This window comes from Mycobacterium sp., from assembly GCF_035314905.1.
Lineage (GTDB): Bacteria > Actinomycetota > Actinomycetes > Mycobacteriales > Mycobacteriaceae > Mycobacterium.
The window spans coordinates 1-16,212 of the sequence record NZ_DATFYW010000131.1 but is presented as its reverse complement, the minus strand read 5'-3'; the positions used below and the strand labels follow the sequence as shown (position 1 = coordinate 16,212).

Annotated in this window: 15 protein-coding genes; 8 read left to right on the top strand and 7 right to left on the bottom strand. The window is 69.3% G+C overall.

What is annotated here, in order from left to right:
* The 5 genes from VKG81_RS11185 to VKG81_RS11165 all read right to left on the bottom strand — a co-directional run.
* The coding region (locus tag VKG81_RS11185) for a metalloregulator ArsR/SmtB family transcription factor (RefSeq protein WP_324395980.1) at positions 1–504 on the bottom strand (504 nt) is incomplete at its 3' end.
* 52 nt (positions 505–556) lie between these two features.
* A complete protein-coding gene (locus VKG81_RS11180) occupies positions 557–1,564 on the bottom strand; it encodes a DUF4331 family protein (protein WP_324395979.1) in 1,008 nt (335 codons plus the stop codon).
* A 40-nt stretch (positions 1,565–1,604) separates the two neighbouring features.
* Positions 1,605–2,840, bottom strand: a complete 1,236-nt coding sequence (locus tag VKG81_RS11175; RefSeq protein WP_324395978.1) for a glycosyltransferase family 4 protein — start codon at positions 2,838–2,840, stop codon at positions 1,605–1,607.
* Positions 2,837–4,372 carry a glycoside hydrolase family 57 protein gene (locus VKG81_RS11170; protein ID WP_324395977.1) on the bottom strand — a complete coding sequence of 512 codons (1,536 nt, stop codon included), beginning with the start codon at positions 4,370–4,372 and terminating at the stop codon, positions 2,837–2,839. The genes VKG81_RS11175 and VKG81_RS11170 overlap by 4 nt, the downstream gene beginning before the upstream one ends.
* Positions 4,369–5,154, bottom strand: a complete 786-nt coding sequence (locus VKG81_RS11165) for a class I SAM-dependent methyltransferase (RefSeq protein ID WP_324395976.1) — start codon at positions 5,152–5,154, stop codon at positions 4,369–4,371. The genes VKG81_RS11170 and VKG81_RS11165 overlap by 4 nt, the downstream gene beginning before the upstream one ends.
* Positions 5,155–5,346: 192 nt before the next feature.
* On the opposite strand from VKG81_RS11165, the gene VKG81_RS11160 reads away from it, so the two are divergent.
* The 6 genes from VKG81_RS11160 (at position 5,347) to mnmA (ending at position 11,213) form a co-directional block, all read left to right on the top strand.
* Positions 5,347–6,147 (top strand): electron transfer flavoprotein subunit beta/FixA family protein, encoded by an 801-nt coding sequence (locus tag VKG81_RS11160; protein ID WP_324395975.1) that lies wholly within the window; start codon positions 5,347–5,349, stop codon positions 6,145–6,147.
* An 18-nt stretch (positions 6,148–6,165) separates the two neighbouring features.
* Positions 6,166–7,122, top strand: coding sequence for an electron transfer flavoprotein subunit alpha/FixB family protein (locus VKG81_RS11155; protein WP_324395974.1), 957 nt, complete (start codon positions 6,166–6,168; stop codon positions 7,120–7,122).
* A gap of 129 nt (positions 7,123–7,251) precedes the next feature.
* Positions 7,252–8,076 (top strand): GNAT family N-acetyltransferase, encoded by an 825-nt coding sequence (locus tag VKG81_RS11150; RefSeq protein ID WP_324395973.1) that lies wholly within the window; start codon positions 7,252–7,254, stop codon positions 8,074–8,076.
* Positions 8,073–8,909, top strand: coding sequence for a lysophospholipid acyltransferase family protein (locus tag VKG81_RS11145; RefSeq protein WP_324395972.1), 837 nt, complete (start codon positions 8,073–8,075; stop codon positions 8,907–8,909). The genes VKG81_RS11150 and VKG81_RS11145 overlap by 4 nt, the downstream gene beginning before the upstream one ends.
* A gap of 46 nt (positions 8,910–8,955) precedes the next feature.
* Positions 8,956–10,152, top strand: coding sequence for a cysteine desulfurase family protein (locus tag VKG81_RS11140; RefSeq protein WP_324395971.1), 1,197 nt, complete (start codon positions 8,956–8,958; stop codon positions 10,150–10,152).
* Positions 10,149–11,213: a tRNA 2-thiouridine(34) synthase MnmA gene (gene mnmA / locus VKG81_RS11135; RefSeq protein ID WP_324395970.1), complete on the top strand. Its 1,065-nt coding sequence runs from the start codon at positions 10,149–10,151 to the stop codon at positions 11,211–11,213. The genes VKG81_RS11140 and mnmA overlap by 4 nt, the downstream gene beginning before the upstream one ends.
* A 31-nt stretch (positions 11,214–11,244) precedes the next feature.
* Here the strand turns inward: mnmA and VKG81_RS11130 are convergent, their stop codons facing one another.
* Complete coding sequence (locus tag VKG81_RS11130; protein ID WP_324395969.1) at positions 11,245–11,889, bottom strand: sensor domain-containing protein; 645 nt, start codon at positions 11,887–11,889, stop codon at positions 11,245–11,247.
* A 61-nt stretch (positions 11,890–11,950) separates the two neighbouring features.
* Here VKG81_RS11130 and VKG81_RS11125 point away from each other — a divergent pair, with 61 nt between their 5' ends.
* Both VKG81_RS11125 and ligA read left to right on the top strand, forming a co-directional pair.
* Entirely contained in the window at positions 11,951–12,961 is a 1,011-nt protein-coding gene (locus tag VKG81_RS11125; RefSeq protein ID WP_324395968.1) for a methionine synthase, read from the top strand.
* A 95-nt stretch (positions 12,962–13,056) separates the two neighbouring features.
* Positions 13,057–15,123: an NAD-dependent DNA ligase LigA gene (ligA, locus tag VKG81_RS11120; RefSeq protein WP_324395981.1), complete on the top strand. Its 2,067-nt coding sequence runs from the start codon at positions 13,057–13,059 to the stop codon at positions 15,121–15,123.
* Here the strand turns inward: ligA and VKG81_RS11115 are convergent.
* Positions 15,114–16,212: Hsp70 family protein (locus VKG81_RS11115; RefSeq protein WP_324395967.1), on the bottom strand; the 1,099-nt coding region annotated here is incomplete at its 5' end. The two genes, ligA and VKG81_RS11115, sit on opposite strands and share 10 nt — an antisense overlap.

Genomic DNA, 16,212 nt, shown 5'->3' with positions numbered 1-16,212 from the left:
GAGCGCGTCGCCGAGGTCCCTCGCGGGGTCGTATCGCCCGTCGCCGCCCGTCAGCACACCGCGGTCGAGCAGGCCGGCCATCAGCTCGACCCCCAGCCGGCCGGCCAGATGGTCGTAGCAGGTGCGGGCCGAGCGCAGCCGCGCCGCCCGGGTGCCGTCGCGAAGCGAGCGGATGGGCCGCGGCGGTGCCAGCGCCACCAACTGCTCAAGCAGCTCGCCCACCTGCGGGCCGGCCAGTCGGTAGTAGCGGTGCCGGCCGTGGGCCTCGACACGCAGCAACCCTGCCTGGGTCAGCTTCGTCAGGTGGCTGCTGGCCGTCGACCGGCTGAGCCCGGCCTCGTCGGCCAGCGCGCTCGCCGGCAACGCGCGGCCGTCGTCGAGGGCAAGCAACACCGCGCATCGGGCCGGTTCGGCGAACAACGATCCCAATGCAGAGATGTCGGCGTCGCCGCCGGACGGATGCAGAGATGTCGGCGTCGCCGCCGGACGGTAGATCTGCGACATCACGCCTGACACACAGGTTAAGCGCGGAATCGTTCGACGCCGATCGAACCGTTCAGCGGCCGTGCGGCGTTCCCAGGTAGGGGAATTCGTTCAGTGTGTCGGTGTGGGGCGCCAGTCCGGGCGGTGGGATGTCCCCCTTGGAAAGGAAGCTGAGCCGGTAGTCGATGACGTCGTCGGTGAACACACGGCCGTTGGGATACCTGGCAGGTTGGGACGGGTTGAAGGTCAGCATGTCCGGCAGGGTGCCCTCCGCGTCGATGGCGGCGATCGCTTCCGCACGCGTGTAATTGCCGGTGTGACCCATCAGGTGGACAAACTGATCGAGCCACCGGGCGCGATCGTTGGGCGGCTCGCTTGCGTTGTACTCCTCCTTGGTTTCGTCGGTGTTGAAGAAGCTGCTCACCGACGGGTGGCCGGCCCGGTCAACATGAACGAGTTCGCCGTCACGCCGCAGGCTACAGCGCCCCCAGATGCGGATGTCGGGGTTGGCGCCGAGCTCACTGGTCGGCATCTCGATCACCATGGAGAAGACGTTGGCTTCGGTGTTGGAATCCTGCCCGGTCCAGGGTGACGTGCCGCCCAGGTGCGGTGCGGTGAAGTTGCGGCCGCCCGACGTGTCGAACAGGTTCTTGATCCCGTCGTAGTCGAAGAAGAACGCGTCGCTTCTTGCACCGGCGAAGAACATGAACGGGCCCGACTCAACGATGTTCGGCGTCGGGCCGAACGACACGTCCACGTCGGAAAACAGCTTCGTGCCGACCGCTTCGGGCGACCGTGCCTCCTGCCCCCTGGCCAGGAAGACATCGGCGGTCTGTCGCCCGCCCTGCGGGACCGAGAACACGTAACTGAACGCGATGTCGTTGAGCAGGTCGCCGTCGTTGTCGAGGGCGAGCCGGTAGATCGCATCGGGGCGCAGCGCGTCGGCATTCGGATTCGCATTGAGGATGAGCACCGTGCGCGTGGGGTCGGTCGGGGCCTGAAACGCGTACAGGTCGCACAAGTCCAGTCGTTGATCACCGAGCGGCGGCCCCAGGCTGAGGCCGGTGAAGTGGTTTGACATGGCTACGATCAAACCGCAGAAGGCCAAGCGTGCGACAGAATTAAGGCAAAATTCCGCGGTCGGGCAGCGCGTGTTCGGTGATCACGGGACGCGCCAGCGGTTGGCTTTCGCGATGCTTGGCCGCGAGGTAGACCTGTGCGGTCTCGCGTGCCACGGTGGCCCAGTCGAAGTCCGACGTGAGCCGCTCGCGTGCGGCGACGGCGCGGCGCTGGGCCGCCCCGGGATCGTCGATCACTGTTCGTACCGCCGTGGCGATGCCAGCCACATCTCTTGGCGCGCAAGAGATCCCGGTCTTGCCGTTGATCACCGCCTCGCCCAGGCCGCCGGCCGTCGACGTCACCAGTGGCGTGCCGGCAGCGGCCGCCTCCAGGGCCACGATGCCAAACGGCTCGTAGTGGCTCGGCAGCACGACCGCATCGGCGTCGTGCAGCGCGGTGAGCAGCCGCGAGTGGTCCAACCGTCCGAGGAAGGTGGTGGCCTTGAGCACACGGTGGCGACGAGCCTGCTCGATGAGCCAATCCCGCTGTGTTCCCTCGCCGGCGACCGTCAGCGTGGTGCCGGGATGGGTTCGCCTGATGCGAGGCAGCGCTGCGATCAGGTCGTGAATGCCCTTCTCGTACTCGAGCCGGCCGACATACAGCAGCTTCGCCGAACCGTCGCGGCGCTTACGGTGTGCGAAGGGCCAACCCGCGACGTCGATTCCATTGCAGATCACCTGGATCTCAGGCAGCCCTGGCCCGAACAACTCGGTGATCTCGTCGCGCATCGAGGCCGAACAGGTGATCAACGAATCGGAAACCCGCACCAGCCAGGATTCCAGCGCGTGCACCTGCCTGCTGATCGCGCCGTTGATCCATCCCGAGTGCCGCCCCGCCTCCGTGGCGTGCAGGGTGGAAACCAGTGGGATGTCGTAGAACTCACTCAATGCAACGGCCGGGTGCGCCACCAGCCAGTCGTGGGCGTGAACAACGTCGGGTTTGCGGCCCAGCGCAAGCCCGGCGCGGACCATCGAATGGCCCATGGCCAGCGTCCAGGCCATCATGTCGCGGCCGAATTCGAACTCGTGCGGGTCCTCTGCGGCCGCGATGACGCGAACGCCCTCGCTGACGTCGTCGGTGGACGGGTGGGTGCTCGGATCCGTGCCGAAGGGGCGGCGGCTCAGCACCGTCACCTCGTGCCCCGCGGCGGCCAGCGCCGTGGCGAGTTGGTGGACGTGACGACCCAGCCCGCCGACCACCACCGGCGGGTACTCCCACGACACCATCAGCACCCTCACGGGCGCGGCAACCTCCTGGCGTCCAGGGCCCCGAACAGCCCGTCGGCCCGGTTCCATCCCTCGGCCAGTCGCTGAGCGGTTTCGCGTCGGCCGGACGCCAGGGCCCCGGCGATCTCCCGGGTGGCGTGGGCGTGCAGATGGGCACGGTAGCGCGCGTAGTCCGCCGCCGAATCCTTGCTCACCATGAAGGGCCAGTCGCTCGAGACCGTGAGCAGCGTCTCACGCAGGATCTGGTCGGCGACCACGTCGCGGGGGGTCGGCGCCTCGGTTTCGGCCAGCGCCTTGTCGACGGTGGTCAGCGCGGTGTCGACCACTTCGGCGTTCAGCTGCACGAGGTCGGCCACCCGCTCGCCGGCCCACACCTGCCAGTCCTTTCCCGAGCCCCACGAGCTCGGCGGCAACTGGACCGGCGACCCGACCAACCCGTCGTCGGCGGCGTCGGTAAGCGTGCCGACCCGCACCCCGGCGTCGGGCAGCTCCCGCAGCACGCGTTCCAGCCAGGCCGGGCCCTCGTACCACCAGTGGCCGAACAACTCGGTGTCGAATGCGGCGATGACGTGCGCCGGCCGGCCCAGCCTTTCGGATTCGGCCCTCAGACGCCGCCGGACGACCTCGACGAAATCGGCGACATGCCCGTCGACGGTGCGCCCGGCGCGCTCCGGGTCGTAGGGCGCCTTGAGGTCGGACGGCACGTTGCGGCCCGTCACCCGGGCCGGTTTCAGCCCGGTGTGGTGGTCATAGGTGTGAAAATCCCGATAGGACGCATGGCCCGGATAGCCCGACTTCGGCGACCACACCCGGTAACTCACCTGGAGGTCACGGCCGAACGCGACCACGTCGGAGTCACCGACCGGGCGGCCCAGCGCGGTGTCACCGTGCAGCGACGGCCCGTCAACCATGAAATGGCGCACACCGGCTGCGGCGTAGTCGTGCTCCATCCCCGGCGCATAGGCGCATTCCGGGGCCCAGATACCCGGCGGGGTGTGGGAAAACCGCTGCCGCGCATCAGCAAGGCCCTCCCGCAGCGCGAATTCGCGCAGCCGCGGATGCAGCAGCGGCTGGAACGGGTGGGCCAGCGGGCCGCCCAGGAGCTCGATCGCGCCGGCGTCGATCAGCTCACGCAGCAGCGGGCTCACGCCGTGGCGCCACAGCGTCGCGAAGTCGTCGAGCGCACGGCCAGCTTCGTCGTATTCCCGAATCCCGAAGCGGCGCAGCGACTGCGGGTTTGACACGCTGGTTGCCGCCTCAAGTGCGCGCAGCTGCCAGTTGGACAGCCAATGGTGCATGCCGTCGAGGCAGTACGGGTCGTCCAGCTGGGCGGCGACCACCGGGGTGATACCCAGCGTGGCCAGCCCCCGGCCGTCTTCGGCCGCGAGCTTGCGCAGCACCCGAAGCAGCGGCAGGTACGCCGCCGACCACGACTGGTACAGCCACTCCTCGCCGACCGGCCAGCGACCATGGTGGGCCAGCCACGGCAGGTGCGTGTGAAGGACGAGGGTGAACAACCCCGGCACGCGATCGGATGCGGTCACGGCCGCTCCGCGATCGCCACGAGGTCGAGGCTGTCATCGATGTCGCGCTGGTCGGCGGGCACGACCTCGAAGTCGTCGATCGTCACCGACGCGACGTCTTTGAGCAGCTCGGGCGGCCATGGCGCGTCGGCCAGCGCACGCTCGATCTGGGCCCGGATGATCGACCCGCCGTGCTTGGTGTCCAGCGCCACCAGCCGCGGGCCGTGGAACACCCCGTTCATCGCGGTGACGCGGAAGCCGCCGCCGACAAGCAGCTCGATGAGCTCGCGGGCGTTGAGTTCGCGGGTGTGGAACGGGTTGATCGGGGTGTCGCTGCCGGGGGTGAACGTGATCCGGTTCGGGGTCGAAACCATCAGCAGGCCCGACGGACGCAGCACCCGGGCGCATTCGGCAATGAACCGGGACTGATCCCACAGGTGTTCGATCACCTGGAAGTTGACCACCACGTCGACCGACGCGCCAGGAAGCGGCAATTGCGCCAAATTCCCCTGGCGCACATCAACTTTAGGATAACAGGAGCGAACATGGGTGACGGTCTGCTCGTCGTAGTCGAGGCCGACCACCCGGCGGGCCACCCCGGCGATCAGGTCGGCGCCGTATCCCTCGCCGCAGCCCGCCTCGAGCACGTCGAGGTCCGCACAGTGCTCGACGAGCCGTTGATAGACCACCTCGTGGCGGCGAAACCAGTAGTTCTCCGCGTCCAGCCCGGGCACCGTGCGCTCGCCGGTGAGGGCCAGCGCCTCGGGCCTGCCTGCTGGACCGTCGGTGAGGAATGCGCTCATTGGAAGGCAGGCTAACGTGGATTGGCCGGTGGGCGAACACTTGCGGGCAACGGGCCAGCACAAGGCCGGAACGCACCGGTTATGGTGGACGGGCGAACCACGCAAAGTTACCCGTGAGTAACATGGCGTGTGGCGAATCGTGAAATTTCTGGCCGGGGCCGCCCGGCCATTTTGAGGAGGGCGAACGGAGCCATGACGAACATCGTGGTCCTGATCAAACAGGTCCCGGACACGTGGTCGGAGCGGAAGTTGAAGGACGACGACTACACGCTCGACCGCGATGCCGCCGATGCCGTGCTCGACGAGATCAACGAGCGGGCAGTCGAAGAGGCGCTTCTGATCAAGGAGAAAGAGGCCGCTGACGGCACCGAGAGCACGGTGACGGTGCTCACCGCCGGCCCGGAACGGGCCACCGAGGCGATCCGCAAGGCCCTCTCGATGGGCGCGGACGAGGCCGTTCACCTGCTCGACGAGGGCATGCACGGTAGCTGCGCGGTGCAGACCGCCTGGGCGCTGGCCCGGGCGCTGGGCACGATCGAGGGCACCGAGCTGGTCATCGCCGGCAACGAAGCCACCGACGGCACCACGGGTTCGGTGCCGGCCATCATCGCCGAGTACCTGGGGCTGCCGCAGCTGACCCACGTGCGGAAGCTTTCGGTCGAGGGCGGCAAGGTCACGGGTGAGCGTGAGACCGACGACGGCCTGTTCACGCTGGAGGCCTCGCTGCCCGCCGTGGTCAGCGTGACGGAGAAGATCAACGAACCGCGCTTCCCGTCGTTCAAGGGCATCATGGCGGCCAAGAAGAAGCCGGTGACGACGCTCACGCTCGCCGAGATCGGCGTCGAATCCGACGAGGTCGGCCTGGCCAACGCCGGTTCCAAGGTGCTGTCGTCGAGCCCGAAGCCGCCCAAGACTGCGGGCGAGAAGGTCGAGGACGACGGCGAGGGCGGCGCCAAGATCGCCCAGTACCTGGTTTCGCAGAAGATCATCTAGAGAAGGCGACACATACGCATGGCTGAAGTACTTGTACTCGTTGAGCACGCGGAGGGTGCACCGAAGAAGGTAAGCTCCGAATTGCTCACCGCCGCAAGGGCATTGGGTGAACCGTCCGCGGTCGTGGTGGGAACACCGGGAACGGCCGAGCCGATGGTCGGCCACCTGAAGGCCGCGGGCGCCGAGAAGATCTATGTCGCCGAGGCCGACTTCGTCGACGACTATCTGCTTGTCCCGCAGGTCGACGTGCTGGCGTCGCTGGTCGAATCGGCCAGCCCCGCCGGCGTGCTGCTGGCCGCCAGCGCCGACGGCAAGGAGATCGCGGGCCGGCTCGCCGCCCGCATCGGCACCGGCCTGCTCTCCGACGTCGTCGACCTCGAGGAGGGCGGCAAGGCCCTGCACTCCATCTTCGGTGGTGCCTACACCGTCGAGTCGCAGATCAGCGGCGACGTCGCGGTGATCACGGTGCGGCCCGGTGCGATCGAGGCGCAGCCGACCCAGGGCGCCGGCGAGGTGGTGAACGTCGACGTGCCCCAGCCGGCGGAGAATGCGACGAAGATCACGGGACGCCAGCCGGCGGTGGCCGGCGACCGCCCTGAGCTGACCGAGGCGACGATCGTCGTGGCCGGCGGTCGCGGGGTCGGCAGTGCCGAGAACTTCCACGTCGTCGAGGAATTGGCGGATTCGCTGGGTGCGGCCGTCGGTGCCTCGCGCGCCGCGGTGGACTCCGGCTACTACCCGGGCCAGTTCCAGGTCGGCCAGACCGGGAAGACCGTGTCGCCGCAGCTCTACATCGCGCTGGGCATCTCGGGTGCGATCCAGCACCGCGCCGGGATGCAGACCAGTAAGACGATCGTCGCGGTGAACAAGGACGAAGAGGCGCCGATCTTCGAGATCTCCGACTACGGCGTGGTCGGTGACCTGTTCAAGGTGGCCCCGCAGCTGACGGAGGCCGTCAAGGCCCGCAAGGGCTGATCCTTCACACGAGTCGGGCGCGTTCGGCCGCATGTCACGGGCCGGGCGCGCCCAATTCGTCATTTAGCGTGCACGGACACGTCACGCCCCCGACGCCGTCCCGAGATGCGGCTGGGCGACCGTGGCGCCATGAGCACCGCAGCTGTCCTGCTTGCCGCCGATCAACCGACGGCCACGGCACCCAGATACACGCTGCTGCTGTCCACCGACCCCACCCTCGTCGAGAAAGCGCAACGGCTGCGCCACGACGTGTTCACCTCCGAACCCGGCTACGCGCTGACCGGCGTGAACAACGGGCTTGATGCCGACAGTTTCGACGAACACTGCGACCACCTTCTGGTGCGCGAAGACACCTCCGGTGAGCTCGTCGGCTGCTACCGCATGCTGCCTCCGGACGGCGCGGCTGCGGCCGGGGGCCTCTACACCGCCACCGAGTTCGACGTCTCCGAACTGGATGGATTGCGGCCGTCGCTGGTCGAGATGGGCCGTGCGGTGGTGCGCGGGGACCACCGCAACGGGGCGGTGGTGCTGCTGATGTGGGCCGGGATCCTCGCCTACCTCGATCGCTGCGGTTATGACTACGTCACCGGCTGCGTGTCGGTGCCGATCAACGGCGGGCCGGACGATGTCGCGGGGAGCCAGGTCCGCGGTGTCCGCGATTTCGTGCTGCGCCGGCACGCGGCGCCGTATTCCGTGCGGCCCTACCGGCCGGTGGTGCTCGACGGCAGGCCGCTCGACGACATCGCGCCGCCGGGCCGCGTCAACGTGCCGCCGCTGATGCGTGGCTACCTGCGGCTGGGCGCGCAGGTATGCGGGGAACCCGCCCACGACCCCGCCTTCGGCGTGGCCGACTTCCTGGCGCTCCTCGACAAGCGGCAGGCCGACACCCGCTATCTGAAGCGGCTGCGGTCGGTCGCGGCGGCGGGCGAGATGGCCGACAGGATCGCGTCGTGAGCGGCGCGCACGCCTGGTTGCCGTACGCCTCATGCGATGCGAGTTGCGTACGCGTCGAACCCGCGGGCGCCGCCGGACGGCTTCTGCGGGTATGGCGGGCCACGTACCGCAGCCTGCTGGCGCTGATGCTGGTGCCGGGCATGCCGATGCTGGCGGTGCCGCTTCCCGGCCAGTCCCGGGTCCAGCGCATGTACTGCCGGTTCATGCTGCGCTGCCTCGGGGTGCGAATCACCAAGTCTGGCGGCCCGATTCGCAATCTGCCCGGTGTTCTCGTGGTGAGCCCACACATGTCGTGGGTAGATGTCCTCGTCATCGGTTCGGTGCTGCCCGGGACGTTTGTCGCCAAGGCCGAGCTGGTGAACTGGCTGGGGCTCGGGCATGTGGCCCGCCTGCTGAGGGTGATCCCGATCGAGCGGGCCAGCCTACGCCGCCTGCCCGATGTGGTGCAGACGGTGGCCGAGCGGTTGCGTTCAGGAAAGACGGTGGTGGCGTTCCCCGAAGGCACCACGTGGTGCGGGCTGGGTTACGGACCCTTCCGACCCGCCCTGTTCCAGGCCGCCATCGACGCGGGTCGCCCCGTGCAGCCGCTGCAGTTGACCTACCACCACCGGGACGGGAGGCTGTCGACGCTGCCGGCCTACATCGGTGACGACACCCTTGGACGGTCATTTCGACGGGTCGTGACCGCCCGGGTGACCGTTGCGCATGTGCGGGTCGAGCCGCTGCAGCTGCCCGGCGACGACCGGCGGGACCTGTCGCGTCGCTGCGAGACGGCTGTGCGCGGGGCCACAGCGGTACGCGAAGGCGCACACCAGCACGTCCTGGCGGCCTGAGCGCGCAACCGGGCCGCCGCAGTGCGGCGGCTATCCTGGACAGGCCATGAGTGCTTCCCGTTCGGTTTATCTCGATCACGCCGCTACCACCCCGATGCATCCCGATGCCATCGAGGCGATGACGGCGGTGCTCGCGACGGTCGGCAACGCGTCCTCGCTGCACACGTCCGGCCGGGCAGCGCGCCGAAAGATCGAGGAGTCACGTGAGACGGTGGCCGAAAAGCTCGGTGCGCGACCGTCGGAGGTCATCTTCACCGCCGGCGGCACGGAGAGCGACAACCTCGCCGTCAAGGGCGTCTTCTGGGCGCGTCGCGATGCCGACCCGGGCCGCCGACGGATCGTGACCAGCGCCGTGGAGCACCACGCGGTGCTCGACGCTGTCGAGTGGCTGGCCGAGCACGAAGACGCGGAGGTGACGTGGTTGCCCACCGGGCGCGACGGGTCCGTGTCGGCCGCCGCGCTACGAGAGGCCTTGCGGCGGCATGACGATGTCGCCCTCGTGTCGGTGATGTGGGCCAACAATGAGGTCGGCACGATCATGCCCGTCAGCGAATTGGCTTCGATCGCGGCCGAATTCGATGTCCCGATGCACAGCGACGCTGTCCAGGCGATCGGGCAGCTGCCGGTTTCGTTCAGCGAGAGCGGGTTGTCTGCGATGAGCGTGGCCGCGCACAAGTACGGCGGCCCGACCGGCGTCGGCGCGCTGTTGCTGCGGCGCGACACCGCCTGTATGCCGCTGCTGCACGGCGGTGGTCAGGAGCGCGATGTTCGTTCCGGCACACCGGATGTCGCCGCCGCGGTGGGCATGGCGGTGGCAACCCGGCTTGCGGTGGACGGGCTCGACGCGCACAGCACGAAACTCCGGGAGTTGCGCGACCGCCTCATCGACGGGGTCCTGGCGAGGATCGACGACACACACCTCAACGGACCGCGGGATGGCCGGCTGCCGGGCAACGTCCATTTCACGTTCCCCGGCTGCGAAGGTGATTCGCTGCTGATGTTGTTGGATGCCAACGGGATTGAGTGCTCGACCGGTTCGGCCTGCACTGCGGGTGTTGCGCAGCCATCGCACGTTCTGCTGGCGATGGGGGCCGAACCCGCCGATGCGCGGGGCTCGCTGCGGCTGTCGTTCGGCCACACGAGCATGGCCGGCGACGTGGACGCGGTTCTCGACATACTTCCCTCCGCGGTTGCGCGGGCACGCGAGGCTGCGCTGGCGAGCGCAGGGGTAGGCCGGTCGTGAGGGTTCTTGCCGCGATGAGCGGGGGAGTGGATTCATCGGTGGCCGCTGCTCGCATGGTGGACGCAGGCCACGACGTCGTCGGGGTTCACCTCGCGTTGTCGCCGGCGCCCGGCACGCTGCGGACCGGCTCGAGGGGATGCTGCTCGAGGGAGGATGCCGGCGATGCCCGCCGTGTTGCCGACGTGCTCGGAATCCCTTTCTATGTATGGGATTTCGCTGAGTCATTCAAGGAGAACGTGATCGACGACTTTGTGTCGTCGTATGCGCGCGGGGAGACCCCGAACCCGTGCGTGCGATGCAACGAGCGGATCAAGTTCTCCGCGCTCGCGGCGCGTGCGCGGGCGCTCGGTTTCGACGCGGTGGCCACCGGCCACTACGCACGCCTGTCCGGCGGGCGGTTGCGCCGCGCGGCCGACCGCGAGAAGGACCAGTCGTACGTGTTGGCCGTCCTCACCGCCGAGCAGCTACGCCACGCACTGTTCCCGGTGGGTGACACGCCGAAGCCGCGGATCCGTGACGAGGCGGCCGCGCGTGGGCTGGCGGTGGCCGAAAAGCCCGACAGCCACGACATCTGCTTCATCCCCTCCGGCGACACCCAGGCGTTTCTGGGTGCCCGCATCGGTGTGCGTCGGGGGACGATCGTCGGCTCCGGCGGCACGCCGCTGGCCGAGCACGACGGCGTACACAACTTCACGATCGGGCAGCGCAAAGGCCTCGGCATCGGAGGGCCCGGACCTGACGGCCGACCGCGCTACGTCACCTCGATCGACGCGGCGACCGGCGCCGTGACCGTCGGCGACGTCGCCGATCTGGAAGTGTGGTCGCTCACCGGCCGCCGGCCGGTGTTCACCTCAGGTACGGCCCCCGACGGCCCGGTGGAATGTGAGGTACAGGTCCGAGCGCACGGAGGGACCGCCGACGCTGTCGCCGAGTTGACCGGTGGTCGGTTGGCGGTCCGGCTCAGGGCGCCGTTGCGCAGCGTGGCGCCGGGCCAGACGATGGCGCTCTACCGGCCCAGCCCGGGCGGCGACGAGGTGATCGGCGGCGCGACGATTGCGTAGCGCTGTCAGACGCGGGTAGCGGGTTTGGCGGTCAGGACGGGGGCACCTTGGCCGCCATTCGGTTGGCGACCTCCTCCGGCACCGCGGCGGCGTAGCCGCAGTAGGTCACCTCGATCAGCACCGCGGACTCGATGCGGTAGACGCGTCCGCAGTCGCCGGCCGTGCGGGTGCGCAGCGCCGTGTCATCGGCGCTCCATCGGCCGACGAACATGGACGCGAACGTCGTGTTGCCGCAACTCATCACCATGGTGGCGACGTTGTCGAAGGCCCGGCGCGCGGCATTCGCGTCCGGGTAGACCGCCGCGCCTTCGGAAAGCAGCGCCGACCGCGACGGCGTCTGGAAGCTCGTTTTGTGGAAATGCTCGAAATCACGCCCGAAGATCACGCTCTCGCGGAAGATGAACCCGCACTCCGGGGGCGCCAGCGAGACGAGGCTCTCGTCGTCGACGGTCGCTGTGGAATCCATCCCCGGCACCGCGGTCATGTCCGACCCGGCGCCGGTGACCCCGCGCAACTCGGGCGTGGTCAGCAAGACGTCGTCCACGTTGACGCCGTGATCTTGGCCGGGCGAGACACTAGCGGGCAGGGCCGGCGTGCCCGCGACCACGTGGGCACACCCCGCGGCGACCGCAGCCGCCGCCACAAGGCTCAGCAGCGGTCGGGTCAGTCTCCTCATCGACGCGTCCCTTTCCGTGTCGGCTCAGGGTAGTCCCGCCGGATCGAATACTGTTGGCCGAGTGAGCGCTTTCGCCGCAGCAACCGGTGTCGGGTCTTGGCCCGGTACCGCGCCGCGGCCGGCCGCCGAGGTGGTCGTCGGCGAGCTGCACGACCTCCCGCACCTGGTGGAGCTGCCCGCCCGCGGGGTGGCTGCCGACATGATCGGCCGAGCAGCCGCGCTGTTGATCGACATCGCGCTCGACACCATCCCTCGCGGATACCGGGTCACTGCGCGCCCCGGGGCGGTCACCCGGCGGGCGGTCAGCCTGCTCGCCGAGGACCTCGATGCGCTCGAGGAGGCGTGGGAACGCGCCGGGCTGCGCGGGCGCGACCGCACCGTCAAAGTGCAGGCCCCCGGCCCGATCACGCTGGCCGCCCAGGTGGAGCTGCCCAGCGGGCACCGCGCGATCACCGACGCAGGAGCCGTGCGTGACCTGGCCGCGTCGCTGGCCGAAGGCGTCGCCGCCCACCGGGCGCAAGTGAGCAGGCGGCTCGACAGCCCGGTGGTGGTCCAGCTCGACGAGCCGTGGCTGTCGGCGGCGCTGGCGGGTCGGCTGACCGGCGTGACGAGCCTCACGCCCGTGCACCCCGTCGACGAATCAGTGGCCCTCGGGCTGCTCGACGATTGCGTGGCCGCTGCCGGCAGCGAGGTCGCCCTACACAGCTGCGCTTCCGATGTACCATGGAAGATGTTGCAGCGCAGTACTATTCATGCGGTATCGATCGATGCCGCATCGCCCGGGCGGTTGGATGTCGACGGGCTTGGTGAGTTCGTCGACGCCGGCCGCACCGTGCTGTTGGGCATCGTGGCGGTGACCGAGCCGCCTGTCCCGCCATCGGCGCACGACATCGCCGCGACCGTCGCGGGCCTGACCGACCGGCTGGGGTTCGCACGCGCGGTGCTGGCCGAGCGAATCGGTGTCACGCCCGTGTGCGGGCTGGCAGGCGCGACGCCTGAGTGGGCCCGCACCGCGATAGAAACGGCGCAGAAGGTGGCCGAGGCGTTCGCTGACGACCCGGAGGGCGGATAGCCGACGCGAGCGCGCCTCCCGGTCCACGGTTGACCCCGCACGCAAGGTCGCCGTCGACTGTCGGTCCGCTCCGATAGCCTGCGAGAGTGGCGGATATGGCAATCCCGGACACCGATCCGGTCGATCCGGAGGTGCGGCGGCGCTGGCAGGAGCTTGCCAATGAGGTCCGCGACCACCAGTTCCGCTACTACGTCAAAGACGCGCCGATCATCTCCGACGCGGAGTTCGACACACTGTTCAACGAGCTGGTCGCGCTGGAAGACCGCTACCCCGAGCTGCGGGTCCCCGACTCGCCCACCCAGCTGGTCGGCGGCGCCGGCTTTGCCACCGACTTCACCGAGGCCCAGCATCTGGAGCGGATGCTCAGCCTCGACGACGTGTTCGCGCCGGAGGAGCTGGCGGCCTGGGGCAAGCGCGTCGAAAACGAGATCGGCGGCGACCCGAACTACCTCTGCGAGCTGAAGATCGACGGGGTGGCGGTGTCGCTGGTCTACCGCGACGGCCGTCTGTCACGCGCCGCCACGCGTGGCGACGGCCGCGTTGGCGAGGACGTCACGCTCAACGCCCGCACGATCGACGATATCCCTGAAACGCTCATGCCGACAAGCGATTTCCCGGTACCGAAGGTGCTGGAAGTGCGGGGTGAGGTGTTCTTCCTGCTCGCCGATTTCGAGAACCTCAACGCGAGCCTCGTCGAGGAGGGCAAGGCCCCGTTCGCGAACCCGCGCAACAGCGCCGCCGGCTCGTTGCGTCAGAAGAACCCGGCGGTCACGGCGCGGCGCACATTGCGGATGATCTGCCACGGGCTGGGCCAAACCGACGGATTCAACCCCCCGACGCTGCACGACGCCTACGCGGCGATGAAGGCTTGGGGCCTGCCCGTCTCCGAGCACACCAGCCGAGTGAGCGGCCTGCTGGCCGTCGAAGAGCGCATCGGCTACTGGGGTGAGCGACGGCACGAGCTCGAGCACGAGATCGACGGCGTGGTGGTCAAAGTCGACGACTTCGCGCTACAACGCCGGCTGGGCGCCACGTCGAGGGCGCCGCGATGGGCGGTGGCTTACAAGTACCCGCCCGAGGAAGCGCAGACCAAGCTGCTCGACATCCGGGTGAACGTCGGCCGCACCGGACGCGTCACCCCGTTCGCGTACATGACGCCGGTGCGGATCGCCGGTTCGACGGTCGGCCTGGCCACACTGCACAATGCATCGGAGGTCAAGCGCAAAGGCGTCCTCATCGGCGACACCGTGATGATCCGCAAGGCCGGCGATGTCATCCCGGAGGTGCTCGGACCCGTCGTCGACCTTCGCGACGGCACCGAGCGCGAATTCGTGATGCCTACGCACTGTCCGGAATGCGGCACGCCGCTGGCCCCCGCCAAGGAGGGCGACGCCGACATCCGCTGCCCGAACGCCCGGTCCTGTCCGGCGCAATTACGCGAGCGTGTCTTTCACGTCGCCGGCCGCGGCGCGCTGGACATCGAAGGGCTCGGCTATGAGGCCGCGATCGCGCTGCTGAGGGCCGGCGTGATCACCGACGAGGGGGACCTGTTCACGCTGACGCGCGACGACCTGCTGCGCACAGAGCTGTTCCGAACCAAGGACGGCGAGCTGTCGGCGAACGGCGCGCGGCTATTGGAGAATCTGGACCGCGCGAAGTCGCGCCCATTGTGGCGGGTGCTGGTGGCGCTGTCGATCCGCCACGTCGGGCCCACCGCGGCCCGGGCGCTGGCCACCGAATTCGGCGGCCTCGACGCGATCATGGCAGCCTCACAGGAGCAACTCGCGGCGGTGGAAGGTGTCGGTGCGACAATCGCCGCGGCGGTCACGGAGTGGTTCGCGGTGGACTGGCACCGCGCGATCGTCGACAAATGGCGCGCGGCCGGCGTCCGGATGGCCGACGAGCGCGACACCAGCATCGAACGCACGCTGGAAGGCTTGACGATCGTGGTCACCGGATCGCTCACCAGCTTCTCCCGTGACGAAGCCAAGGAGGCAATCGTCGCCCGGGGCGGTAAGGCGGCCGGCTCCGTCTCGAAGAAAACCGCGTACGTCGTGGCGGGCGACTCACCCGGGTCGAAGTACGACAAGGCCGTCGAACTCGGCGTTCCGATCCTCGACGAGGACGGCTTCCGCGCATTGCTCGAGAATGGTCAGCGATGACCGTGCGGGTCCGACTGGGTGGTTGACGGCGGCTCCGACGACGGAGGTGGCGCCTCGGTCGTTGTCGGGGGCGGCTGCTTGGTAGGCGGCGGTTGCCGCGTCGTTGTCGGGGGCTGCGTGATCGTCGGCGGCGGCTGAGCGATCGGCGTCGTGGGCGGCTGCGTCGTGATGGTGGGCGGCAGCGTGGTGGTCGTCGGCGGAAGGGTCGTCGTAGTCGCCACGGGCGGCGGCGTCGTGGGCGGTGCGGGCGTCGGTGTATCCGCCGATGGGGGCGGCGGGTCGGCCGGAGCCTGCGGGGCGGGTGCTACCCCGGGGATCGGCGGCGGTGCGACGACCACAGGTAGCTGCGGGTTCGCCGCGGGCACGGGCGGCGGCAGCTGATCCGCCTGCTGCTCGATTGGACGGCTCTGCGCCACCGGCACGGGCGCTTGAACGCCGCCTTGCGGCTGTCCGGGCCGGCCGGGGCTTGCGGCCGCGGGCGCAGGGGCTGACGGTGCCGCGGGGCTCGGGCCGACCGAGGTGGGGGTGGTGGTGGCCGCCAGCGGAGCGCTCTGCTGGTGAAGGACGACGGCTCCCGCCATCAGCGCGAGAGCCGCGGCCGTGCCCGCAGCGGCGAGGAGTGGGCGGCGATACCAGGCCTGCCTGCTGTCAGTGCTGCTGGGCAGCCAGTCATTGGGCTGGAACTGCAGCTGCGGGCGCGCGCTGCTCAGGTCAAGCTCCGGGAGCGGTTCTTCTTGCGACCAAGCCAGGCCAGGCGGTGGAGCAGGGGCTTCTTCGGCGTCGGGCGCGAGCACCGCAGCCCGGACGAGCGTCGTCGCACGGTCATCGGTCACGGTGCGTGGCGCTTCCAGCGCGGCGCCAAGGGCAGCCATGAGTTCCGGCCCCCGCGTCGTGAGCACCGGAACCCGCAGGTGTTCCGACAGTGTGGTAGTGACGAACGGAATGTTCGCGCCGCCGCCCACGGACGCGACCGCGGCGAGATCCGACGGCCGAACCCCGTTGCGGGCCAACGTCTCATGCACGACGCTCATGAATTCCGCCAATGGACCGCGGATCTCGTCCTCGAGCTCGGCGCGGGTGAGGCGGACG